General features: G+C 65.1%; 22 protein-coding genes. 17 read left to right on the top strand and 5 right to left on the bottom strand.

Annotated elements, in window-relative coordinates:
• Nucleotides 1-4 precede the first annotated feature (4 nt).
• The 12 genes from CH286_RS22625 (at nucleotide 5) to CH286_RS22570 (ending at nucleotide 13,219) form a co-directional block, all read left to right on the top strand.
• Nucleotides 5-856 (top strand): acyl-CoA thioesterase, encoded by an 852-nt coding sequence (locus tag CH286_RS22625; RefSeq protein ID WP_032377771.1) that lies wholly within the window; start codon nucleotides 5-7, stop codon nucleotides 854-856.
• On the top strand, nucleotides 853-1,455 hold the full coding sequence (gene pdxT, locus CH286_RS22620) for a pyridoxal 5'-phosphate synthase glutaminase subunit PdxT (RefSeq protein ID WP_032403326.1): 603 nt from the start codon (nucleotides 853-855) through the stop codon (nucleotides 1,453-1,455). The genes CH286_RS22625 and pdxT overlap by 4 nt, the downstream gene beginning before the upstream one ends.
• Before the next feature lie 108 nt (nucleotides 1,456-1,563).
• Nucleotides 1,564-2,322 carry a YebC/PmpR family DNA-binding transcriptional regulator gene (locus CH286_RS22615; protein ID WP_032377773.1) on the top strand — a complete coding sequence of 253 codons (759 nt, stop codon included), beginning with the start codon at nucleotides 1,564-1,566 and terminating at the stop codon, nucleotides 2,320-2,322.
• A gap of 111 nt (nucleotides 2,323-2,433) precedes the next feature.
• On the top strand, nucleotides 2,434-3,051 hold the full coding sequence (ruvC, locus tag CH286_RS22610) for a crossover junction endodeoxyribonuclease RuvC (RefSeq protein ID WP_032403327.1): 618 nt from the start codon (nucleotides 2,434-2,436) through the stop codon (nucleotides 3,049-3,051).
• Entirely contained in the window at nucleotides 3,048-3,653 is a 606-nt protein-coding gene (gene ruvA, locus CH286_RS22605; protein WP_032377775.1) for a Holliday junction branch migration protein RuvA, read from the top strand. The genes ruvC and ruvA overlap by 4 nt, the downstream gene beginning before the upstream one ends.
• Nucleotides 3,654-3,707: 54 nt before the next feature.
• Complete coding sequence (ruvB, locus tag CH286_RS22600; protein ID WP_057478785.1) at nucleotides 3,708-4,736, top strand: Holliday junction branch migration DNA helicase RuvB; 1,029 nt, start codon at nucleotides 3,708-3,710, stop codon at nucleotides 4,734-4,736.
• Nucleotides 4,737-4,874: 138 nt separating this feature from the next.
• Entirely contained in the window at nucleotides 4,875-5,285 is a 411-nt protein-coding gene (gene yajC, locus CH286_RS22595) for a preprotein translocase subunit YajC (RefSeq protein WP_032403330.1), read from the top strand.
• Between the two features lie 163 nt (nucleotides 5,286-5,448).
• A complete protein-coding gene (gene secD, locus CH286_RS22590) occupies nucleotides 5,449-7,218 on the top strand; it encodes a protein translocase subunit SecD (RefSeq protein ID WP_094610462.1) in 1,770 nt (589 codons plus the stop codon).
• Nucleotide 7,219: 1 nt separating this feature from the next.
• Nucleotides 7,220-8,401 (top strand): protein translocase subunit SecF, encoded by a 1,182-nt coding sequence (gene secF / locus CH286_RS22585; protein WP_032403331.1) that lies wholly within the window; start codon nucleotides 7,220-7,222, stop codon nucleotides 8,399-8,401.
• A 26-nt stretch (nucleotides 8,402-8,427) separates the two neighbouring features.
• On the top strand, nucleotides 8,428-10,131 hold the full coding sequence (locus CH286_RS22580) for an ABC transporter substrate-binding protein (protein ID WP_094610461.1): 1,704 nt from the start codon (nucleotides 8,428-8,430) through the stop codon (nucleotides 10,129-10,131).
• Entirely contained in the window at nucleotides 10,128-10,667 is a 540-nt protein-coding gene (locus tag CH286_RS22575; protein ID WP_094610460.1) for an adenine phosphoribosyltransferase, read from the top strand. The genes CH286_RS22580 and CH286_RS22575 overlap by 4 nt, the downstream gene beginning before the upstream one ends.
• A 218-nt stretch (nucleotides 10,668-10,885) precedes the next feature.
• Complete coding sequence (locus tag CH286_RS22570) at nucleotides 10,886-13,219, top strand: RelA/SpoT family protein (RefSeq protein ID WP_032403654.1); 2,334 nt, start codon at nucleotides 10,886-10,888, stop codon at nucleotides 13,217-13,219.
• A gap of 67 nt (nucleotides 13,220-13,286) precedes the next feature.
• Here the strand turns inward: CH286_RS22570 and CH286_RS22565 are convergent, their stop codons facing one another.
• Entirely contained in the window at nucleotides 13,287-14,087 is an 801-nt protein-coding gene (locus CH286_RS22565) for a peptidylprolyl isomerase (RefSeq protein ID WP_052058630.1), read from the bottom strand.
• The gene (locus CH286_RS22560) at nucleotides 14,084-14,947 is read right to left on the bottom strand and encodes a peptidylprolyl isomerase (RefSeq protein WP_032377781.1); all 864 of its coding nucleotides are present in this window, start codon (nucleotides 14,945-14,947) and stop codon (nucleotides 14,084-14,086) included. Before CH286_RS22560 ends, CH286_RS22565 begins: the two co-directional genes overlap by 4 nt.
• 191 nt (nucleotides 14,948-15,138) lie before the next feature.
• On the opposite strand from CH286_RS22560, the gene CH286_RS22555 reads away from it, so the two are divergent.
• The 3 genes from CH286_RS22555 to CH286_RS22545 are packed head-to-tail and all read left to right on the top strand — an operon-like array spanning nucleotide 15,139 to nucleotide 17,733.
• Complete coding sequence (locus CH286_RS22555; RefSeq protein WP_094610459.1) at nucleotides 15,139-15,831, top strand: MBL fold metallo-hydrolase; 693 nt, start codon at nucleotides 15,139-15,141, stop codon at nucleotides 15,829-15,831.
• A gap of 2 nt (nucleotides 15,832-15,833) precedes the next feature.
• Nucleotides 15,834-17,105 (top strand): histidine--tRNA ligase, encoded by a 1,272-nt coding sequence (gene hisS / locus CH286_RS22550; RefSeq protein WP_094610483.1) that lies wholly within the window; start codon nucleotides 15,834-15,836, stop codon nucleotides 17,103-17,105.
• Entirely contained in the window at nucleotides 17,095-17,733 is a 639-nt protein-coding gene (locus tag CH286_RS22545; protein WP_032403335.1) for a hypothetical protein, read from the top strand. The genes hisS and CH286_RS22545 overlap by 11 nt, the downstream gene beginning before the upstream one ends.
• A gap of 11 nt (nucleotides 17,734-17,744) precedes the next feature.
• Here CH286_RS22545 and CH286_RS22540 read toward each other — a convergent pair whose 3' ends face one another.
• Complete coding sequence (locus CH286_RS22540) at nucleotides 17,745-18,215, bottom strand: DUF3237 domain-containing protein (protein ID WP_094610458.1); 471 nt, start codon at nucleotides 18,213-18,215, stop codon at nucleotides 17,745-17,747.
• 127 nt (nucleotides 18,216-18,342) lie between these two features.
• Here CH286_RS22540 and CH286_RS22535 point away from each other — a divergent pair, with 127 nt between their 5' ends.
• Complete coding sequence (locus CH286_RS22535) at nucleotides 18,343-19,371, top strand: Rv2578c family radical SAM protein (RefSeq protein ID WP_094610457.1); 1,029 nt, start codon at nucleotides 18,343-18,345, stop codon at nucleotides 19,369-19,371.
• Between the two features lie 9 nt (nucleotides 19,372-19,380).
• Here the strand turns inward: CH286_RS22535 and ypfJ are convergent, their stop codons facing one another.
• On the bottom strand, nucleotides 19,381-20,298 hold the full coding sequence (ypfJ, locus tag CH286_RS22530; protein WP_094610456.1) for a KPN_02809 family neutral zinc metallopeptidase: 918 nt from the start codon (nucleotides 20,296-20,298) through the stop codon (nucleotides 19,381-19,383).
• Nucleotides 20,299-20,468: 170 nt separating this feature from the next.
• Between ypfJ and aspS the strand changes: the two genes are divergently transcribed.
• Nucleotides 20,469-22,274: an aspartate--tRNA ligase gene (gene aspS, locus CH286_RS22525; RefSeq protein ID WP_037153209.1), complete on the top strand. Its 1,806-nt coding sequence runs from the start codon at nucleotides 20,469-20,471 to the stop codon at nucleotides 22,272-22,274.
• Between the two features lie 75 nt (nucleotides 22,275-22,349).
• Here the strand turns inward: aspS and CH286_RS27915 are convergent.
• A partial coding sequence (locus CH286_RS27915) for a hypothetical protein (protein ID WP_176458321.1) occupies nucleotides 22,350-23,230 on the bottom strand: 881 nt, incomplete at its 5' end.

The following is a 23,230-nucleotide window of genomic DNA, read 5'->3' as shown; positions in this document are numbered from 1 at the left end:
AGCCATGGCCAGTATCGAGGACATTCTCGAATTGGAACGGATCGAGAACGACATCTATCGGGGACGGACTTTCCCGAGTCGTCTACCCCGGACGTTCGGCGGCCAGGTTGCGGGCCAGGCGCTCGTCGCGGCGGTGCGCACAGTGGCCCCCGAGTTTCGTGTGCACTCGTTGCACGGCTACTTCCTGCGTCCGGGCAACCCCAACGAACCGGCCGTGTTCATGGTCGATCGAATCCGTGACGGACGGTCGTTCTGCACGCGCCGCGTCACCGGAATTCAGCACGGCAAAGCAATATTCACGATGTCTGCGTCGTTCCACGGCGACGACGACGGTATTTCTCATCAGGACCTCATGCCCGAGGTCGTCGGCCCGGAGACTCTGCCCGATCCGACTACCCTCGCCGAGTACGACAACTCGTACTACAAGGAGTGGTCGGAATGGGACATCCGTCTCATTCCCGATGGCCAGACCGTCAAGCATCCGAGTTTCGCTGCGCAGCAACGTGTCTGGTTCCGCTATCGCGATACGTTGCCCGACGATCAGGTCTTCCACGTCTGTGCACTGGCCTACATGAGCGACATGACGCTGCTGGGTTCGGCCAAGGTGCCGCACCCGGACGCCGTCACTCAGACCGCCTCCCTCGACCACGCCCTGTGGTTCCTCCGGCCGTTCCGTGCGGACGAGTGGTTGTTGTACGACCAGACGTCACCGTCCGCCGATTTCGGGCGGGCGCTGACTCAGGGCCGAATCTTCGACACCTCCGGACGCATGGTCGCCGCGGTGGTGCAGGAGGGGCTGATGCGGTACGAGCGAGACACCAGCAAATCCAACGTCGATCCGTTCGGCCTGAAGTGACCTCTCCGACCATCGGAGTTCTGGCACTGCAAGGCGATGTTCGCGAACATCTGGCAGCACTCGAGTCGAGTGGTGCGAACGGCATCACGGTGCGGCGTCCGGCCGAACTCGCACAGATCGACGGGCTGATCATCCCCGGTGGGGAATCGACGACCATGAGCAACCTGCTCGGTGTGTTCGATCTTCTCGACCCGTTGCGTGCCCGATTGGCCGAGGGCATGCCCGCCTACGGATCCTGCGCGGGGATGATCCTGCTGGCGTCCGAGATTCTCGATACCCGACCCGACGCGCGGCATCTGGACTCCCTCGATATCACCGTGCGGCGCAATGCTTTCGGCCGTCAGGTCGACTCCTTCGAGACCGATCTCGACGTCATCGAGATCGACGGCGGCCCGGTGCGCGCGGTGTTCATCAGGGCACCCTGGGTCGAGCGTGTCGGCGAAGAAGTCGAGGTCCTTGCCACCGTGCCCCATGGACCGGCCGCGGGACGTGTGGTGGCCGTGAGGCAGAACTCGGTGCTGGCGACGAGCTTCCATCCCGAGGTCACCGGGGACGATCGTGTGCACCGACTGTTCGTCGACATGGTGCGTCGCAGTTAGAAACGGTGTGCCGCCGTTTCGAACCCGCCGGAGCAGGTCGGTCCCGAGCGCGGTAGCGGGCGAGTAAAGTCGACAACACTGATTTCGAGCAGGAAGGGGCTCTATCGCATGAGCGGCCACTCAAAATGGGCCACCACCAAGCACAAGAAGGCGGTGATCGACGCCCGACGCGGCAAGTCTTTCGCCAAACTCATCAAGAACATCGAGGTGGCGGCCCGCACGGGTGGCGGTGACCCCACGGGCAACCCGACTCTCTTCGATGCCATCCAGAAGGCGAAGAAGACCTCGGTTCCGATCGACAACATCGAGCGGGCCCGTAAGCGAGGCGCAGGCGAAGAGACCGGTGGAGCCGACTGGCAAACCATCATGTACGAGGGCTACGGCCCCAACGGTGTGGCGATTCTGATCGAGTGCCTCACCGACAACCGCAACCGCGCCGCAGGCGAGGTACGCGTGGCAATGACGCGCAACGGCGGAAACATGGCAGACCCGGGTTCGGTCTCGTACCTGTTCTCGCGCAAGGGCGTGGTGACTCTCGAGAAGAACGGTCAGAGTGAGGACGACGTCCTGATGGCCGTTCTCGAAGCCGGTGCCGAGGAAGTCAACGACAACGGCGACACGTTCGAGATCGTCAGCGAGCCGACGGACCTGATCGCAGTGCGCACCGCGCTGCAGGAGGCCGGATTCGACTACGACTCGGCCGAGGCGAGCTTTCAGGCCTCGGTCAACGTTCCGGTGGATGCGGACGGCGCGCGCAAGGTCTTCAAGCTCATCGACGCGCTGGAAGACAGCGACGACGTGCAGAACGTCTGGTCCAACGTGGATCTGTCCGACGAGGTCATGGCCGAGCTCGACGAAGAGGACTGACCGCCTCGACTCGATCGAGCCAACAGGCCGGGTGTCGTATCCCTGATCCGTCGGTGCGCTCCGCTACGCTACGCTATCGAACAACAGTTCGTAAGCGGAAGGTGTGGTGGCGTGCGGGTGATGGGTGTCGACCCCGGTCTCACCAGGTGTGGGCTCAGTTTGATCGAGGGTGGTGTGGGTCGATCGGTGGTTGCTCTCGACGTGGATGTGGTGCGCACGCCCGCGGACATGGATCTTGCGCAGCGGTTGCTGCGCATCTCCGAGGCAGCAGAATATTGGCTCGATACCCACAAGCCCTCGGTGGTGGCCATCGAGCGGGTGTTCGCGCAGCACAACGTCCGCACCGCCATGGGAACCGCGCAAGCCGGCGGAGTGATCGCGCTGGCGGCGGCCCGGCGGGGCGTCGATGTCTGCTTCCATACCCCCAGTGAAGTCAAGGCCGCGGTCACCGGCAACGGTTCGGCCGACAAGGCCCAGGTCACTGCGATGGTCATGCGCATTCTCGGTCTGCAGACTGCCCCGACCCCGGCGGATGCCGCCGACGCACTTGCGCTGGGCATCTGTCATTGCTGGAGAGCTCCGATGATCGCTCGGATGGCGAAAGCGGAAGCCATGGCGGCAGAACAGAAGCGCAAGTACGACGCGCGCCTGGCCGAGGAGCGTAAGGCTCGCGCCGTCGTTGCACGCAGGATCGAGAAGATGGCCAAGAAAGAGGCGGGCGCACGATGATCGCATCGATCAGAGGCTCGGTGATCGACATCGCGCTCGATCACGCCGTGCTCGAGGCTGCCGGCGTCGGATACCGCATCAGCGCCACTCCGGCGACGCTGGCCACGCTGCACCGCGGGAGCGAATCGACGCTCCTGACAACCATGATCGTGCGCGAGGACTCGCAGACGCTGTACGGGTTTCCGGACAAGGAGTCACGCGAGCTGTTCGAGTTGCTTCTCACCGTGTCCGGCGTCGGACCGCGGATCGCAATGGCCACGCTGGCCGTGCACGAACCGGACGCGCTGCGAACGGCGTTGGCGGACAGTGACATCGGAGCACTGACGAGGGTTCCCGGAATCGGCAAACGTGGCGCGGAGAGAATGGTCGTCGAGTTGCGCGACAAGGTGGACGCAGTGGTCGGCCGCGCTGGTAATTCGGTTCTGCCGGGATCCGGTGCCGGAAATTCGGTGCGCGATCAGATAGTCGAGGCGCTGATCGGGCTCGGATTCCCGGCGAAGCAGGCCGAGGAGTCCACCGACGCGGTACTCGCCCAGCAGCCGGAGGCCACGACGTCGATTGCGCTGAGGTCGGCCCTGGCGTACCTCGGAAAGTCCAGGTAGGCCGGCGTGGACGAGGACGACCAGGTCGCCGAATCACAGGTGGGCGCGGACGCCATGTCCGACGACCTGGATGTCGAGACGAGCCTGCGTCCGAAGAACCTCACCGATTTCATCGGTCAGCCTCGGGTACGTGAGCAGCTCCAGCTCGTACTGTCCGGTGCCAAGATGCGCGGCGGCACTCCCGATCACATCCTGATGTCCGGGCCTCCGGGGCTCGGCAAGACCAGTATGGCGATGATCATCGCCGCCGAGTTGGGAACCTCGCTGCGGCTCACGTCCGGGCCGGCGCTCGAGCGCGCTGGTGACCTGGCAGCGATGCTCAGCAACCTGGTCGAGGGAGACGTGCTGTTCATCGACGAGATCCATCGCATCGCCCGTCCGGCCGAGGAGATGCTGTATCTGGCGATGGAGGACTTCCGCGTCGACGTCATCGTCGGTAAGGGGCCGGGTGCGACGTCGATACCGCTCGAGGTGGCTCCGTTCACGCTTGTCGGAGCGACCACCAGGTCGGGTGCTCTCACCGGGCCGCTGCGTGACCGATTCGGATTCGTGGCGCACATGGATTTCTACGAGCCGAGCGAGCTCGAGCGCATCCTCATGCGGTCGGCCGGAATACTCGGGGTGCCGATCGACCGAGACGGCTGCGCCGAGATCGCCGGCCGTTCGCGTGGCACTCCACGTATCGCGAACCGATTGCTCCGGCGAGTGCGCGACTACGCGGATGTGCGGGGCGATGGCACCGTCACCCGGGAGACGGCCAAAGCGGCTCTGGTGGTGTACGACGTCGACAAGCTCGGCCTCGACCGACTCGACCGTGCCGTCCTCAGTGCACTCATCCGGAGCTTCGGCGGGGGACCGGTCGGCGTATCGACGCTGGCCGTCGCCGTCGGGGAGGAACCCTCGACGGTCGAGGAAGTGTGCGAACCCTTCCTGGTGCGCGCAGGCATGATCGCCCGCACACCACGAGGCCGCGTTGCCACTGCCACCGCGTGGCAACATCTCGGTCTGACCCCGCCGCCGGACCTCGCGGTAGGGGGAATTTCGGTCCGATCCTCGGAGGCTGCGCAGGGATTATTCGACTGAATCGGGCAGAACACGAGACGAACGGACCGGATCGGTTCCCGGTGATGGCACACTGGGTAGCTGCGAGGCCCACACCCACGGCGTTCTCGCACGAGACAATGACGATTTTCGACCCGAACTTCGAGGACTGACCTTCCGATGGATTTGCTGTTTCCGCTGCTGATCGTGGCCCTTCTGGTACCGCTGTTTCTCAATGCGCGTCGACAGAAGAAGGTGCTGGCCAAAACCACGGAGATGCAGGACTCGCTCAAGGTCGGTGACGAGGTCGTCACCACGGCAGGCCTGTACGCCCGCGTGGTTCTGGTCGAGGACGACACGATCGACCTCGAGATCGCGGACGGCGTCATCACCACCTGGTCTCGCGCCGTAGTACGCGAGGTGCTGCCCGATGGCTCCGAATTCGACGACACCGAGTTCGAGACCACCACCGACGCCGACATCGCGGCCCTCGACTCGAGCACCAGCGCAGGGCCGTCGTTGCACAAGACCGACGTCAGCGGGCCCGACGAGACCGTGGAACAGACCGCGAAGCGGCTCGAAAAAGAGTGAGCAGCCGTTGATCCGAACCGCTGTCGGAGACTTCGATCCGGCAGCGGTTTCGTCTGCGGTGACCGATGTGGTGCACAATCGCAGCGCTCGCCGCTGACATATCGGGCCGACAGTCCCCGCAGGAACCGACACTTTCCATCGCCTTAGAGGAGAAACACTCACCGTGGCACCTACCAGCGGACCGGTGCGTCCCGCCCGCTATCTGGCCGTTTTTGCGGTGCTGATAGCAGCGGTGTACGCCCTGGTCTTCTTCACCGGAGACAAAGACCCCTCGCCGAAGCTGGGAATCGACCTGCAGGGCGGCACGCGCGTGACACTCACCGCGCGAACCCCCGACGGCAATGCGCCGACGCAGGACAGCCTGAAGCAGGCCCAGCAGATCATCGAGACTCGCGTCAACGGTCTCGGTGTCACGGGCTCCGAGGTGGTCGTCGACGGAGACAACCTCGTCATCACGGTGCCCGGTGACGACAGTTCGCAGGCGCGCACTCTGGGCCAGACCGCACGACTGTTCATCCGACCCGTGGTGGGATCGGTTGCCCCGTCGGCGGGCGCGGGTGCAGGGTCGCAGCAAACGCCGGCCGACCCCGCCGCGCCGGTCGATCCGGTCGCTCCTGCAGATCCCGCCGCTCCTGCTGCAGATCCCGCCGCACCGGCCGCTCCTCAGAGTCGGGTCTTCCCGGCGCAGGATCCGTCTGCGGTGGATCCGACGCCCGCTCCCGCGACCGATGCACCCGCGACCGATGCACCCGCTACCGACGATCCCGCCGCGGATGCGTCGTTGTCGGACGCCGATCGTGCTGCCCAGGAGATCGCCGACGCCAAGACGCTGCGGCAGAGCGAGGATCAGCAGATTCAGCAGTTGGCGATGCAGTCCCTCGACTGCAACGCGGCCGACCCCCTCGCTGGCAACGACGATCCGGCTCTTCCCCTCGTTGCGTGCTCGACCGACGGGACGGCCGTCTACCTGCTCGGCCCGACGATCATCGACGGGCAGCAGATCGCAGACGCAACCTCCGGATTCGACAGCCAACAGGCCCAGTTCCAGGTGAGCCTGACGTTCGACTCGGACGGTTCCAACACGTGGGCTCAGTTCACCGCCGCCAACCTGCAGAAGCAGGCCGCATTCGTGCTCGACTCGAAGGTGATCAGTGCGCCGGTGATTCAGGGTGCCACCCCCGCGGGCAGCGCCACCTCGATCACCGGAAACTTCAACGCCCAGAGTGCCTCGGAGCTGGCCAACACCCTCAAGTACGGCTCTCTACCGCTGTCCTTCGTATCCTCCGAAGCCGAAACTGTCTCGGCCACACTGGGATTGGCTTCGCTGGAAGCCGGCCTCATCGCCGGAGCCATCGGACTGGCGCTCGTGCTGGTCTACTGCCTGCTCTATTACCGCGCCCTGGGTCTGCTCACGGCGCTGTCGTTGGCGTTGGCGGGTCTCGTCGTCTACGGAATCATCGTTCTGTTGGGCAGGTGGATCAGCTTCACCCTGGACCTCGCAGGAATTGCCGGACTCATCATCGGCATCGGTATGACCGCGGACTCCTTCGTGGTGTTCTTCGAGCGCATCAAGGACGAAATTCGTGAGGGTCGCAGTTTCCGGTCGGCGGTACCACGCGGTTGGGCACGCGCACGCAAAACCATCCTGTCCGGCAACGCGGTCAGCTTCATCGCGGCCGCGGTGCTGTACGTCCTCGCTGTGGGGCAGGTCCGCGGCTTCGCCTTCACCCTCGGTCTGACGACGATCCTCGACATCATCGTCGTGGTGCTGGTGACCTGGCCACTGGTGTACCTGGCGTCGAAGTCGAAATTCTGGTCCAAGCCGTCTGTCAACGGTCTCGGTGCCGTCCAGCAGATCGCGCTCGAACGCAAGCGTGCTGCCAACAAGGCGCTCGCCGTCAAGACCGGCACCACGCCGTCGAAGGAGGCATGACATGTCGGATACGACCACGTCGACCCCATCGCCCCTCGACGACTCGAGTGTCGATCAGTCCACCCAGCCCAAGCACAGCTGGCTGTCCAGGCTCTACACCGGAACCGGTGCCTTCGACATCGTCGGTCGTCGCCGCTTCTACTACATCCTCACCGCTGTCATCGTGTTGGTGTGTCTGCTGAGCTTCCTCGTGCGCGGATTCACGCTGGGCATCGATTTCGAGGGCGGGACTCGGATTGCCCTGCCGGCCGCCGACAACATCTCCACCGAGCAGGTCGAAACCGTGTACAACGACTCGCTGGGTATGCCCCCGGTGTCGGTGCAGACAGTTGGCTCGGGTGCGGCAGCAACGGTGCAGATTCGCTCCGAAGCTCTCGACCCCGGTGAAGTGGACAGCTTGCGTCAGGCGTTGTTCCAGGCTTTCGAGCCGCAGGACAACAGCGGCACCGCTACTCCCAATGCGATCAGCGTGTCCGACGTCAGTGAGACCTGGGGTGGCCAGATCACCCAGAAGGCGTTGATCGCGCTCGCGGTGTTCCTGGTCATCGTCAGCATCTACATCGCTGTCCGATACGAACGGGATATGGCGTTCGCCGCTCTGGCTGCACTGGGATTCGACCTCGTCGTCACGGCGGGCGTGTATTCGATCGTCGGGTTCGAGGTGACCCCTGCGACGGTCATCGGACTGCTGACGATCCTCGGTTTCTCGTTGTACGACTCGGTGGTGGTGTTCGACAAGGTAGAGGAGAACACCCGCGGGATCTTGAACCTGCACCGCAAGACGTACGCAGAGCAGGCCAACCTCGCTGTCAACCAGACCCTGATGCGCTCGATCAACACGACCGTCATCGGCGTTCTGCCGGTGATCGCGCTCATGATCGTCGCCGTCTGGCTGCTCGGGGTCGGCACACTCAAGGACCTGGCGCTGGTGCAGCTCGTCGGCATGATCGTCGGTGCCTACTCGTCCATCTTCTTCGCTACTCCGCTGCTGGTGACGCTCAAGGAGAAGTGGGGCCCGGTTGCTGCCCACACACGCAAGGTCCATTCCAAGCGGGCCGATGCCGCTGCCCGCGCGGCCGGTCTCGCTCCCGAACCGGTGGCCGTCGGAGTGTCCACCACCAAGGCGTCCACTCCGCAGCCGGGTAACCGGCCCACCGGAAAGCGAAACAAGAAGCGACGGTAGATATCCACCCTCGACTGGGACGGAGAGTGCACGTGAAACGCAGGTGGAGCGCGGCACTGGTGGCGGCCGGTGTCGCTGCGGTGTCCATCACCGCGTGTTCGTCGCCCGAGGACAAGGTTCCCTCGATCGGCTACTCGTTCGACAACGTCGTCGCCACGTACAACGCGAGAACGGTCGACGGCGCGGCGTCGGGAGCTCGGCAGGCGTTCACCCGGGTTCAGGTGGGCTTCAGTTACCTCGGTCCCGAGGGGGATGCGTTGTCGGACAACGATATCGGGACCACGGAAGTGGTTCCCGGTGACACGTTGACCGTGCAGTACTCCATTGCCCCAGCGGCGAAGTACTCCGACGGTGCACCGATGGCCTGCGATGACCTCGTGTTGGCCTGGGCTGCGAACAGCGGCCGATTCGCCACCGACGGTCCCATGTTCGACGCGGCGTCGTCGGCCGGGTACTCGGACATCCAACGCATCGACTGTGTCCCCGGGGCCAAGGAGGCCACAGTCGTGTTCGCTCCAGGGCGCAGTTACCAGAACTGGCGCGCCCTGTTCGGTGCCACCGATCTGTTGCCTGCGCACGTTGCGGCCCGGGCGGCAGGAGTGCCGAACGTCGTCGATCCCATCCTGGCCGGCGACAACGATGTGGTGGGCCGCATCGCCGAATTCTGGAATACCGGGTGGACACTGACGCCGGGCGCGATCGACACCTCGTTGCTGCCCTCGGCCGGGCCGTACCGCGTCGAGTCGTACACCGCCGACGGAGGTCTTGTTCTCGTCGCGAACGAGGCTTGGTGGGGAATTCCGCCCGAAACCGAGCAGGTCGTCGTCTGGCCCAAGGGCACCGACGTGGCTGCCAAGGTGGCGGACGGCTCGCTCGACGTGCTCGACCACGGTGCGGGCGCCGTCGATCTCGGCACGACCGAGGGATTCGCGACCAGCGAGGAGCCGTCACGAGGCCTCGAACAGCTGACCTTCGCCACACAGGGGGTACTGGCCGACGCGAGCGCGCGACGAGCGGTCGCCGCGTGCATCCCGAGATCGGATCTGTTCGACACGCTCGGGCATCCGGGATCGGACGCTCCAGCGGCCGGGCTCGGCTCGGGAATCGTCGATGCTCGACTGGTGCAACTGGACACCCTCGAGTATCCGGCGGTCGCAACCGTCGTCGGCGATCGGTATCGGCGCTCGGACCTCGATCAGGCGGGCAAGGAACTTGCTGCGGCAGGCGAGAGTGCCCTCACCGTTCGCGTCGGCTACCGGGGACCGGATGCTCGTCGCGCACAGGAAGTCGGCCGCATGGCTGCCGATTGCGCTGCTGCCGGCATCACCGTCGTCGATGCGAGCTCGCCGGAGTTCACGCCGTCCGCCCTGCGCGGCGGTGCCGTCGACGCGGTACTGGGCAGCAGTGGTTCTCTGCCCGGGCCATCGGGGTCGGCAGGTGGAGCTGTCGCACGGTATTCGCTGAGGACGGGAATCGGACTGAACGTCGGCGGCTACAGCAACGGCAGGATCGATTCCATCGTCGATCAGCTGGCGGTGACCGATGACCCCGAGCGAGTGCTGGCTCTCGCCACGGAGGGCGAGAACATCCTGTGGAACGACATGCCGTCGCTTCCCCTGTACAACGAGCCGCGCACCACCGTCGTCAGCGACGGAATGCAGGATGTGGTGCCCAACCCGACGGCCGCTGGTGCCGGATGGAACATGGATCGGTGGGTTCTTCTTCGATGAACGACGCAGGTGGTCGGGCAGACGCAGTCGCTGCCGTGGCTCGGCTGACGCGGTGGGTCGACGACTTCCCCGTTCCCGGAGTGCGTTTCGGCGATCTGACGCCGGTGTTCGCAGACGGCAGCGCCTTGCGCAGCGTCGTGTCGGAGTTGGCGCAGGGCCACCACGATGTCAATCTGGTTGCGGGAATCGACGCGCGTGGCTTTCTGCTGGGTGCCGGTGTGGCCCTGGAGCTGGGCTGCGGTGTGCTGGCAGTGCGCAAGGCGGGCAAGCTGCCACCTCCGGTGCATTCGCGGGCCTACGACCTCGAATACGGGACCGCCGAGTTGCAGATCCCGACGGCGATCGAGCTGGCTGGACGGCGGGTGTTGGTGATCGACGACGTGCTGGCGACGGGCGGTACCGTCGACGCGACCGCACGGTTGTTGGCCGATCAGGGTGCGGTGATAGTCGGTGCCGCCGTCGTTCTCGAGATCACGGCCCTGGGAGGGCGTGAGAGGTGCAGTGACTACCCGCTCGCCTGCCTGGTTCGAGTATGAGGACTAAAGTCTCTACATAATGCGTTCTCCGGATGCGTCCGGCGACAGCGTGGAGCGCGTGGCAGGAGGTGATGAGAGTGACCCGTTACATCGATCAGCCCTTGCCGGATGGGCCCGCCGTCCCCGAAAGGCCTGATGTTTCCGATCAGGCCGGAGTCGACGTCGTGACCGAGGGCGAGACCGGCTCCGGTGACACCGGTCCCGCAGTCGAGTCCCCGATGTCCCGTGATTCTGTTTCCCCCGATTCTGTGCCGAACGACGCGCAGGCTCCGTCCGGTACGCGCAATTCGGCACCGGTACCGACGTCGGCGTCGCGGCGGGTGCGGGCCCGTCTGGCGCGCCGCATCACCGCCGGACGCAGCGCCGCCGTCAAGCCGGTGCTCGAACCTCTCGTCAGCCTGCACCGCGAGCTCTACCCCAAGGCCGATCTCGCGTTGTTGCAGCGGGCCTACGACGTCGCGGACGAGTTGCATGCATCGCAGATGCGTAAGTCCGGCGATCCCTACATCACTCATCCGCTCGCCGTGGCGAATATCCTGGCCGAGCTGGGAATGGACACCACGACGCTGGTAGCGGCGTTGCTGCACGACACGGTCGAGGACACCGGGTATTCGCTCGCCAAGTTGACCGAGGAATTCGGCGAGGAGGTGTCCCATCTGGTCGACGGGGTGACCAAACTCGACAAGGTGGTTCTCGGAACCGCGGCCGAAGGCGAGACCATCCGCAAGATGATCATCGCGATGGCGCGAGATCCGCGGGTGCTCGTCATCAAGGTGGCAGACCGACTGCACAACATGCGCACCATGCGTTTCCTGCCGCCGGAGAAGCAGGCCCGCAAGGCGAAAGAAACGCTGGAAGTCATTGCGCCGCTTGCGCATCGGCTCGGAATGGCAACGGTCAAGTGGGAGCTCGAGGACCTGGCGTTCGCCATCCTGCACCCCAAGAAGTACGACGAGATAGTTCGTCTCGTTGCCGATAGAGCACCATCACGCGACACGTACCTCGAGAAGGTGCGGGCCGAGATCAACGCGACACTGGCGGCGTCGAGAATCAGCGCCGTGGTCGAGGGGCGGCCGAAGCACTACTGGTCGATCTACCAGAAAATGATCGTGAAGGGCCGCGACTTCGACGACATCCATGACCTCGTGGGTGTACGGATCCTGTGCGACGAGATCCGCGACTGCTACGCCGCCGTGGGCGTCGTGCACTCGCTGTGGCAGCCGATGGCGGGCCGCTTCAAGGACTACATCGCTCAACCGCGCTACGGCGTCTACCAGTCTTTGCACACCACGGTGATCGGACCCGAGGGCAAGCCTCTCGAGGTGCAGATCCGCACGCGGGACATGCACCGGACGGCAGAGTTCGGAATTGCTGCGCACTGGCGGTACAAGGAGACCAAGGGCAAGCACTCTCAGGACAACGCCGAGGTCGACGACATGGCGTGGATGCGCCAACTGCTCGACTGGCAACGTGAAGCGGCCGATCCCGGAGAGTTTCTCGAGTCGCTGCGGTACGACCTCGCGGTCAAGGAGATCTTCGTCTTCACGCCCAAGGGCGACGTCGTCACCTTGCCCGCCGGTTCGTGTCCGGTCGACTTCGCCTACGCGGTACACACCGAGGTGGGCCATCGCTGTATCGGCGCACGCGTCAATGGTCGACTTGTCGCACTCGAGCGCACCCTGGACAACGGTGAAGTGGTCGAGGTGTTCACCTCCAAGGCCGCCACCGCCGGACCGAGCCGGGACTGGCAGGGATTCGTGGCATCGCCGCGAGCGAAGACCAAGATTCGTCAGTGGTTCGCCAAGGAGCGCCGCGAGGAAGCACTCGAGGCCGGCAAGGACGCCATCGCGAAAGAGGTGCGCCGAGGCGGACTACCGTTGCAGCGGTTGATGAATGCCGAATCGATGTCGGCCATCGCGCACGAACTGCGGTACGTCGATGTCTCGGCGCTCTACACCGCGGTCGGCGAGAATCACGTGTCCGCTCGCCACGTGGTGCAGCGTTTGGTCGCTCATCTCGGCGGTGTCGGCGATGTCGAGGAGGAACTCGCCGAGCGGTCGACTCCGTCGACAATTCCTACCCGTCCTCGCCAGGTCGGCGATGCCGGGGTGTTGGTCACCGGTGCGGACGGCGTCGTCGCGAAACTCGCGAAGTGCTGTACTCCCGTGCCAGGAGACGAGATCCTCGGATTCGTCACCCGCGGCGGTTCGGTCAGCGTGCATCGCACCGACTGCACCAACGCTCGCTCACTCGAGGAGCAGTCCGAGCGGTTCATCGAGGTTCAGTGGGCACCGTCGGCGTCCTCGGTGTTCCTGGTGGCCATTCAGATCGAGGCACTCGACCGCCACCGACTGCTCTCCGATGTGACCAAGGCGCTGGCCGACGAGAAGGTCAACATCCTCTCGGCATCCGTCGCCACGTCGGGAGACAGGGTTGCGATCAGCAAATTCACGTTCGAGATGGGTGATCCCAAGCATCTCGGTCACGTGCTGAACGTGGTCCGCAATGTCGAGGGCGTCTACGACGTCTACCGGCTGACATCGGCCGCCTGAGCGGTCCCGACAACGACGAGAGGGTGAGCAGAGATTCTCTGCTCACCCTCTCGTATTTCGAATCTGTCTACGCCGTTGCCGATTCCAGGATCACCGGGTTCGCAGGCGCGCCGTCCTCGGAGCCTCCGGTCACCCCTCCCGCCGCGATGGCGTCGAGGGTGGCCAGTCCGCTCTCGGAGATGGTGCCGAACACCGTGTACTGCGGCGGCAGCACAGAATCGGCGTACACTAGGAAGAACTGGCTGCCGTTGGTGTCGGGGCCGGCATTGGCCATCGCGAGCGTCCCGCGGGGGTACACCACCGGATTCTCGGCCTGTGCGGGATCGCCGGTGTATGTCGTCGTGGGGTACTCGTTGGCGAAGCTGTATCCGGGTCCGCCTCGACCGGATCCGGACGGATCGCCGCACTGGAGCACCTCGAGGCCCGGTGACGTGGTCAACCGGTGGCAGGGAGAGCCGTCGAAGTATCCCTGCTGGACGAGGCTGACGACGCTGTTGACCGTGCACGGTGCTTGCGTCCGGTCCAGCGTGATGTCGATCGGCCCCTGGCTGGTGGCCAGTGCGACGTCGACGGTTCCGTACACGTCGACATTGTCGACAGGAGGTGGATCGACCTCCTTCGCGGCCGGCGTCTCAGCCGGATAGGCGCAGGACACAGTGTCGGTCGTCGGCTGTGGCACGGCTGGCAGCGCACCGAACCGAGACAGGTCCAACGCCGGCCGCTGTGTTGTCGTTGCCGCCGGAGCGGACGACGTCGTCGACGAGGTTGCTGCAGCAGGCTGGGCAGCGGGTTCGGCCGAACTGGAGCAGCCGGCCAGCACCAGAGCGGTAGCCGAGAGCCCGGTCAGAAGGACAGAGGTGCGGTTCACAGGTCGCTCAGCATGTTCGTGATGTCGACCGGCTCGGCGGGTGCTCCGTCGGATGCGCCGCCCTGCACTCCCTTGGCCGCGATGGCGTCGAGCGTGGCGAGGCCGGTCTCGTCGATCGTGCCGAACGCGGTGTAGGCAGGCGGCAGTTCCGAATCTCCGTAGACCAGGAAGAACTGGCTGCCGTTGGTTCCCGGACCTGCATTGGCCATCGCCAACGTGCCGCGCGGGTACGCGATCGGTGTCTGCGCAGCGGGGTCGCCCTCGGCGAACGTGTCGGTGGGGAATTCGTCGGCGAACTGGTAGCCCGGTCCACCGCTTCCGGTGCCCGTGGGATCGCCGCATTGCAGCACCTGAAGACCGGCACCGGTGGTGAGTCGATGACAGGTGGTGCCGTCGAAGTAGCCCTGGTTGGCGAGCGAGACGAAACTGTTCACCGTGCACGGCGACTCGGGGTTGTTCAGAGTCAGACCGATATTGCCCTGGTTCGTGGTCATGCTGTAGCTCAGCGGCTCGTCGCTGGTGGGGACGTTGTCGGTGCGCGGGGGAGTGTTCTCCTTGGCTGCAGGCTGTGCCGCAGCGGGATAGGAGCAGTTCACCGTCTCGGGCAAGGGCTCGGAACGTCCCGCCGCGATGAGGGAGTCGGCGGGTGCGGACGTCGTCGATTCCTGGGCGGTACTCGCATCGTCGTCACCGCGGGTCACCACGTACACGACCGAGACGACGGCCACGACTGCGACGACACCGAGAATGGAACCTGCAATCGTCAATTGCTTACGACGCCGTGCGCGCTCCGCACGGCGTACGAGTTGGCGTTCGAGCTTTCGTTTGGCAGCCTCGCGCCGTTGCTCGTTGCTGGGCAATTCGTGTTCCTCCCGCTTGTCCGAAAATCGACCTTGCCCGCTCGCTGCACGGACCGATCGTGTGGTAACAGGCCGAAATCGGCCAACGCGAGTGTGCCATCAATGCCTGAGAGCATGCTGGGGGGACCCGATCCGAACGGCCCCACTAAGCTTGTTCGGTACTTCGGCCTCAGCCTTTAGGAGCGATTGGTTTGCTCGTCACCGGATTCCCCGCAGGCATGTTTCAGACGAATTGTTACATCCTGGCCCAGGACGACGCGTCCGAGTGCGTCGTCGTCGATCCCGGCCAGGACGCCGCGGATCCGCTGATCGATTTTCTGACGCGATCCTCGCTCACTCCCACCGCAGTGCTGCTCACGCACGGCCACCTCGACCACACGTGGTCGGTCGAGCCGATCTGCGAAAAGTACGGCATTGCTGCGTACATCGCACCCGAAGACCGATACATGCTGTCGGACCCGATCAAGGGAACGGGTCCAGCGTTGGCTGCCGTGCTGGGTGACATCGAGTTCCGCGAACCGGCCGAGGTGATCGAACTCACCGACGGCGGGCAGCTCGATCTCGCCGGGATCGAGTTCTCGGTGGTGCACACGCCCGGGCACACCCAGGGTTCGGTGGTGTTTCTCGCTCGGGCCGACGGGCCGGACGGTGCGGTCCCGCTGGCGCTGACCGGAGACACCCTCTTCGCGGGGTCGATCGGTAGGACGGATCTACCCGGCGGCGACCACGACCAGCTACTGCGGTCCATCGCGACCCGGTTGCTGCCGCTCGGTGACGACACCGTGGTACTGCCCGGACACGGCGGCCAGAGTTCGATCGGCCAGGAACGTGCGTCCAATCCGTTCCTCGTTGGACTCGGCGACCCCGAGCAAGGGAAGCTGTGAGCGTGAGCAAGCCGACCACCTTTTCTGCGCCCAAGGGCATTCCCGACTACTTTCCCCCCAACTCGGACGAGTTCGTCGCCGTGCGAGAGGGGCTGCTCGACGCCGCCCGCAACGCCGGCTACGGACACATCGAACTGCCGATCTTCGAGGACACCGGGCTGTTCGCCCGTGGGGTCGGGGAGTCGACCGATGTGGTCAGCAAGGAGATGTACACGTTCGCCGATCGCGGAGATCGGTCGGTGACGCTGCGTCCCGAGGGCACCGCGGGGGTCATGCGTGCGGTGATCGAGCACGGATTGGATCGGGGCGCGCTTCCGGTGAAGTTGGCCTACGCCGGGCCGTTCTTCCGTTACGAGCGCCCGCAGGCCGGGCGGTACCGGCAGCTGCAACAGGTTGGTGTCGAAGCGATCGGCATCGACGACCCAGCGTTGGACGCCGAGGTCATCGCCGTGGCCGACGCCGGTTTTCGCGCTCTCGGGCTCACCGGTTTCCGCCTGGAGATCACCTCGCTCGGAGACGACACCTGCCGCCCTCAGTATCGAGAGTTGTTGCAGCAGTTCCTCTTTGCGCTTCCTTTGGACGAGGACACGCGTCGGCGCGCCGAGATCAACCCGCTGCGGGTGCTCGACGACAAGCGGCCGGAGGTGCGCGAGATGACCGCGGACGCGCCGTTGATGCTCGATCACCTCTCCGATTCGGCCAAAGAACACTTCGACGAGGTGCTGGCGTATCTGGACGTGATGAACGTCCCTTATCTGGTGAACCCGCGGATGGTGCGCGGCCTGGACTACTACACCAAGACCACGTTCGAGTTCGTGCACGACGGGCTGGGGGCGCAATCGGGCATCGGCGGCGGCGGCCGCTACGACGGGCTGATGGAACAGCTGGGCGGGCAAGCGTTGTCGGGTATCGGATTCGGGCTCGGCGTCGACCGCACCGTCCTCGCCCTGGCCGCCGAGGGAAAGACTGCGGGGGCCACGTCTCGGTGTCAGGTGTTCGGCATCCCGATGGGTGCCGCAGCCAAACTGGCGATCGTCGATATCGCCGCGCAGCTACGCGAACGGGGTATCGCAGTGGACATGGCGTACGGAAATCGCGGCATCAAGGGAGCGATGAAGGCAGCCGATCGATCGGGTGCCCGATACGCGCTGGTGCTGGGCGATCAAGAACTGTCAGCGGAATCGGTTGTGGTGAAAGACCTCTCGAACGGGGAGCAGGACACTGTCGCGTTGGCCGACGTGGTCGACGCCCTCGGGGTCCGCCTTGGCCGATAACCCTCGGCCCGCTTCCGGGCCGGTAGCCTTGGACCTGGTCTCGGTGGAGTTCCTGGCACCGCGCCTGCGGAAAATCATTGTCGGGTCGGCTGCGATCGGGATCGTTCTCGCAGTCGTCCTGGCGTTGTTCGTGCCGGTGTGGGTTGCCGTTCTCGTCGGGGTGGTCATCGGTGGCCCCGCAGTATTGTCGGGCTGGCTGGGCCTGCGTCGGCGGGTGTGGCTCGATGGTCCGCAACTCTGCGCGCGAGGGTTGCGCACTCGCCGGCTGAGGATGCCGGAGGTGGTGACGGCCGAGCTGACGATTCGCACGGCTGGGATCGATCAGATCTCGTTGCGGCTCTACGACGGTCGCACTCGCGTAGTCCTACCACTGGCGCTGTACACCAACGGTGGGGGTCGTGAACTGCCGATCCTCGCCCTACGCACCCTGGCCGATTCGCTGTGGACCACCGAGCTCGTCCCCGCCGCGGCCATCGCGTCGGTCCTGGTGGACCAGCTACGGGCCGAGGCACGTGACGCCGGACTGGACGAACGGCCCCTGTACCGAGCGATCGAACTGGTTCGCAGCAAGGGCCGCACTCCGCATGCGACGCTGACCGACCGTGAGGTCGCCCAGCTGCTTCGATGAGCGAGCAGGTATCAGGTCACCAGGAACGCGTCGAGGACCACGGCCTCGGCCGATCGTGAGCCGGAAGTGACGACCAGCGCACGGTTGAGGTACGTGAACTTCGGAACAGCCGTCGACACTCGCAACGTGCCACGGAAGTAGTAGGTAGCGGGATCGACCTCCCGGTCGGGATCGTCGAGCGCATCGATGACCTCGGCCGGGCCGAACTGAACCCCGCGATAGTCGAGCGAAAGGTAACCACCGGTTGCCAATTCGAGGACGAGATCACTGCTGAACTCGGTGCATCCGTCGGGTCGGGTGATGCTGACGACTGTCGATCGAGCAGCCAGAGTGCCCTCGATGTCCGGGCCGGGGGCGGCCCCGCCGAGGACAGTGGTGACGACTCGGTCGCCTTCGGGCACCGGACCGATCTCGATGGCCGGTCCCAGTGTGAGTCCCAGGCGCAGAATGGGTTCGAGGGTCGGTGTGTTCGGGGCGGTCACGTGCGGTGCACTCCTAGGATCGACTTGAGGCCCTACGCTATCGCTTACCGGCCGCCGGATTCGAGCGGGGATGCGGGGGAACGATACCGACCTTGACACCACATAGAACAAATGTTCGACTGTGTGCATGCGATGGGCCGGTCAGACTCTCGAAGCCGCGGACGACGGCGCGCTACCGGGACTCGAACGGTCCGGGCTCGTCCGCAGCGTGCAGACCCCGGAGTTCGAGGGAATAACCTTCCACGAGGTGCTGTGCAAGAGTGCCCTGAACGAGGTTCCGGGTGAATCGCAGGTGCCCTTCTCGTGGACCGTGAATCCGATGCGGGGATGTTCCCATGCGTGCCGGTACTGCTTCGCCAGACCGACACACGAATACCTGGACCTCGACTCCGGCAACGACTTCGACTCGCAGATCGTCGTCAAGACGAATGTCGCGGCAGTCCTACGCAAAGAGCTCGCACGTCGATCCTGGAAAAGGGAGCCGGTAGCGCTCGGGACGAACACCGATCCCTATCAGCGCGCCGAGGGCCGATACCGGTTGATGCCCGGCATCATTCGGGTGTTGACGGAGTCCGGTACGCCTTTCTCGATCCTGACCAAGGGCACACTGCTGCGTCGCGACCTGCCCTTGTTGACGTTGGCTGCTCAGCAGGTAGATGTGCACGTGAGCATCAGCCTCGCCATCCACGACCCCGATCTGCAGAAGCAGCTCGAGCCCGGGACCCCAAGTCCACGTGCACGATTGGACCTCATCCGTGCCGTCCGTGACGCAGGCATGGATTGTGGAGTGTTGGTCGCACCGGTGATTCCCTTCCTCACGGACGGTGCCAAGCATCTCGACGGTCTGATCAGCGCACTGGCCGACGCGGGAGCTACGAGTGTGACGGCGTTGCCGATGCATCTACGGTCCAGCACCAAGGACTGGTACATGAGCTGGCTGGTGAAGGAGCACCCGGCGTTGGTCCGGCGATACCGTCAGCTCTACGGTCACGGGGCGTACGTGACGCCCGAGTACAAGCAGTGGCTCCGAGGGCGTATCGACCCGTTGCTCGAGACGTACGGGTTCGCCGTAGAACAAACCCGGTCTTTGCCTGCCAACGAGCCCGCCGAACCCCGAGAACTGGCGACCTCGGGACCGGCCCTCACGCTGTTCTGAGTGGTGCGATCACGGGTTGTTCAGATCGCGCGCCGAGAACGTGTCGCAGGCCGCGACCTGTCCGGTCTCGTACCCGGCGGTGAACCATGCCTGTCGCTGGGCAGAAGACCCGTGCGTCCAGCCCTCGGGGTTGACGCGGCCGGTGGATGCCTGCTGAATCCGGTCGTCGCCCACCGACGACGCGGCCGAGAGCGCGTCGTTGATGTCGGTGGTGGTCAGCGGCTCGAGGAACGGAACCCCGGTTTTCGGATCGACCGTCTCGGCTGCGTAGTGCGCCCAGATGCCCGCGTAGCAATCTGCCTGCAACTCCACCTTGACGCCACCGGACTCGGGTCCCTGCGGATCGGCTTGCGCGCGCCCGATGTCACCCAGCTGATTCTGGATGTGGTGGCCGATCTCGTGCGCCACCACGTACTCCTGCGCGAGTGGTCCGCCGCTGGAGCCGAACTGGTCGACGAGTACCTGAAAGAAGCTGGTGTCGAAATATGCGGTGGAATCGGCCGGGCAGTAGAACGGCCCGACGGCGCTGGTGGCGTTGCCGCAGCCAGTGTTCGTTGCACCCGAGAACAGGTTGACAGCCGGCTGGACGTACGCGACGCCGGTCTGCGATTGCAGCTGCGATTCCCACACTGTGTCGAGGCTCGCCACCGTGAAATCGACTCGGCAGTCGACATTGCTGTTCGCCTCTGTGACGTCACAGTCGAGCGTTCCGGACGACCCGGAGTCGTTCTGTCCGGCGGAACTGTCGCCGCCACTGATCTGGTTCAGGATTGCTCCCGGGTCGCCGCCGAACAGCAGGGCAAGGACGATGACGACCAAGCCACCCGCTCCGCCGCCGATCGCCAACTTGCCGCGTCCACCGCCCCCGCCGCCGCCGCCGACCGAGACTCGGCCCGGTTCCGATTGCGAGCCTTCTCTGAACGTCATGACCGAGTTCCCCTCCGCCGAGCCAGCATCTGACGATGCGAACCGATACCGCCGCTGTCGGCCTTAGCTTCGCATGCCGGGACGGCATCTCGTTTCCTTCTACGGTGATGTGCTCCGTAGGATCGGTGAGCGAAGAACACGATCAGCGGATTTTTCTCGAAAGGACACCCGTGCTGCGCACCCACCTCGCCGGCTCATTACGCCCCGAGCACGTCGACCGAACCGTGACGCTGACGGGATGGGTGGCCCGTCGACGCGATCACGGCGGCGTCATCTTCATCGACCTTCGTGACGCCTCCGGTGTGTCCCAGGTCGTCTTCCGCGAGGGAGCAGCACTCGAGCAGGCACACCGCCTGCGTGCCGAGTACGTGGTGAAGGTGACCGGCAAGGTCGAGGGTCGTCCCGAGGGCAACGCAAACTACGAGATCCCCACCGGTGCCATCGAGGTCGAGGCCTCCGAGATCGAGGTCTTGTCCGAGGCCGCACCGCTGCCGTTCCAGCTGGACGATCAGCCGGGCGAGGAAGCGCGTCTGAAGTACCGCTACCTCGACCTGCGCCGTGAGGGCCCCGGCCGTGCCATTCGGCTGCGTTCGCACGTCAACGCTGCCGCCCGGTCGGTGCTTGCGCATCACGAGTTCGTCGAGGTCGAGACCCCGACGCTGACGCGTTCCACTCCCGAAGGCGCACGAGACTTCCTCGTTCCCGCACGTCTGCAGCCGGGCAGCTTCTACGCTCTGCCGCAGAGCCCGCAGCTGTTCAAGCAGCTGCTCATGGTCGGCGGTATCGAGCGGTACTACCAGATCGCCCGGTGCTACCGAGACGAAGATTTCCGCGCCGACCGTCAGCCCGAGTTCACCCAGCTCGACGTCGAGATGAGCTTCGTCACTCAGGACGACGTCATCCTGCTGGCCGAGGAAATTCTGGCGTCGCTGTGGAAGCTCGTCGGGCATCACTTCACCGCGCCGATTCCGCGGATCACCTACGCCGAGGCCATGCGCCGCTACGGATCCGACAAGCCGGACCTGCGATTCGACATCGAGCTTGTCGAGTGCACGGACTTCTTCTCCGAGACCACCTTCCGGGTGTTCCAGGCTCCCTACGTCGGCGCGGTCGTCATGCCCGGTGGCGCATCTCAGCCCCGCAAGCAACTGGACCGCTGGCAGGAATTCGCCAAGCAACGTGGACACAAGGGCCTCGCCTACGTTCTCGTCGGCGAGGACGGCACCCTCGGCGGCCCGGTCGCGAAGAATCTGACAGACGCCGAACGCGACGGCCTGGCCGCGCACGTCGGTGCGAACAACGGCGATGCGATCTTCTTCTCCGCAGGACCCGTCAAGGCCTCGCGTGGACTGCTCGGTGCCGTCCGCGGCGAGATCGCCCGCAAGCTCGACCTGATCGACCCGAAGGCCTGGGCATTCGTCTGGGTCGTCGACGCTCCGCTTTTCGAGCCGACGTCCGATGCCACCGCCAGCGGTGACGTAGCCGTCGGATCCGGCGCGTGGACGGCTGTGCACCACGCGTTCACCTCGCCGAAGCCGGAGTCGATGGAGACGTTCGACACCGACCCCGGGTCTGCTCTGGCCTACGCCTACGACATCGTCTGCAACGGCAACGAGATCGGTGGCGGCAGTATTCGTATCCACCGCAAGGATATTCAGGAACGAGTGTTCGCGATCATGGGTATCGGCAAGGAAGAAGCTCAGGAGAAGTTCGGCTTTCTCCTCGATGCCTTCTCCTACGGCGCACCGCCGCACGGCGGAATCGCGTTCGGCTGGGACCGGATCACCGCGCTGCTCGCCGGGGTCGATTCCATCCGTGAGGTCATCGCATTCCCCAAGTCCGGTGGTGGCATCGATCCGCTGACCGACGCGCCTGCACCGATCACGCCGCAGCAGCGTAAGGAATCGGGCGTCGACTTCAAGCCGGAAAAGAAGGAAGAGTCTCCAGCTTCGGCCGAGACTGTGGTCGACGCGTAACAGTCGACTTCCGAACGCGAATGTCCCCGTAACGCCGAGCGTTACGGGGACATTCGCGTATATCGAGCTGTGTCGTCAGCGAGCGGGGGACAACGGCCCACCGGTGAGCACGCGGTAGGCGTAGTTCAGCGCAATCACCGAAACTGGGACGGTGACCAGCAGCCCTAGTCCGCACGGTATGGCGCCGACGATATTGATCGCAGCCAGAGCGAGGATCAGCAGGATGACGGGGCCGAAGTTCTTGACCACCAGATCGACGCTCGTCTTGATGGCGTCGAACGCGGCCAGGTTCCGGTCCAGCGCGAACGTCAGAGTGAAGGCTGTCAGTACGCCGACCACGATCTGCAGGAGCGTTCCCAGGAAAGGGATGAATCCGAGCACCACGGTGACCACGGTCCAGATCGCGGCCAGGACGGCGAGCTGAGGCACATTGGTCAGTTGGAAGAACCGGCCGAACGTCGGCTTCTGCGGGCCGACGGTCTCGTCCAGCGCTCCGCGTACGAAGGCCGCGTTGACGAAGTACCCCACGAAGGTAGCGACGGCGGTCAGGAGTATCGACAGTACGGAGAAGGTGCCGACGTCCAGGGTCTCACCGCGATTGCCGGCGTCCATCGCAGCAGCGAAGGTCGACGCGAACGTAACCACGAAGGCGACCACGCCCACCGCCAGCACGATGGCGGTCAGTCCGAGCCACGGACCGACATTGGCCTTGAATTTGTCGAAGCCGTAGCTCAGCGCCGCACCGACGTCGAGTCGGCCGGGATTGGGGCCCATCGGTGCCTGCCCGTAGCCCTGGTTTCCGTAATTCCCGTAGTTTCCGGGAGGCGGTGGGTAGGCACCGGGAGGCGGTGGGTAACCGCCGGGTGCGCCGCCTTGGGGTGGATAGTTTCCGGGCGGTGGGGGATATCCACCGGGTGCGCCGCCCTGGGGTGGGTAGTTCCCGGGCGGTGGGTAGC

Origin of the sequence: Rhodococcus sp. WWJCD1 (assembly GCF_002258735.1) — a bacterium.
Taxonomy (GTDB): domain Bacteria; phylum Actinomycetota; class Actinomycetes; order Mycobacteriales; family Mycobacteriaceae; genus Rhodococcoides.
This window is presented reverse-complemented; position numbering and strand designations above follow the sequence as displayed.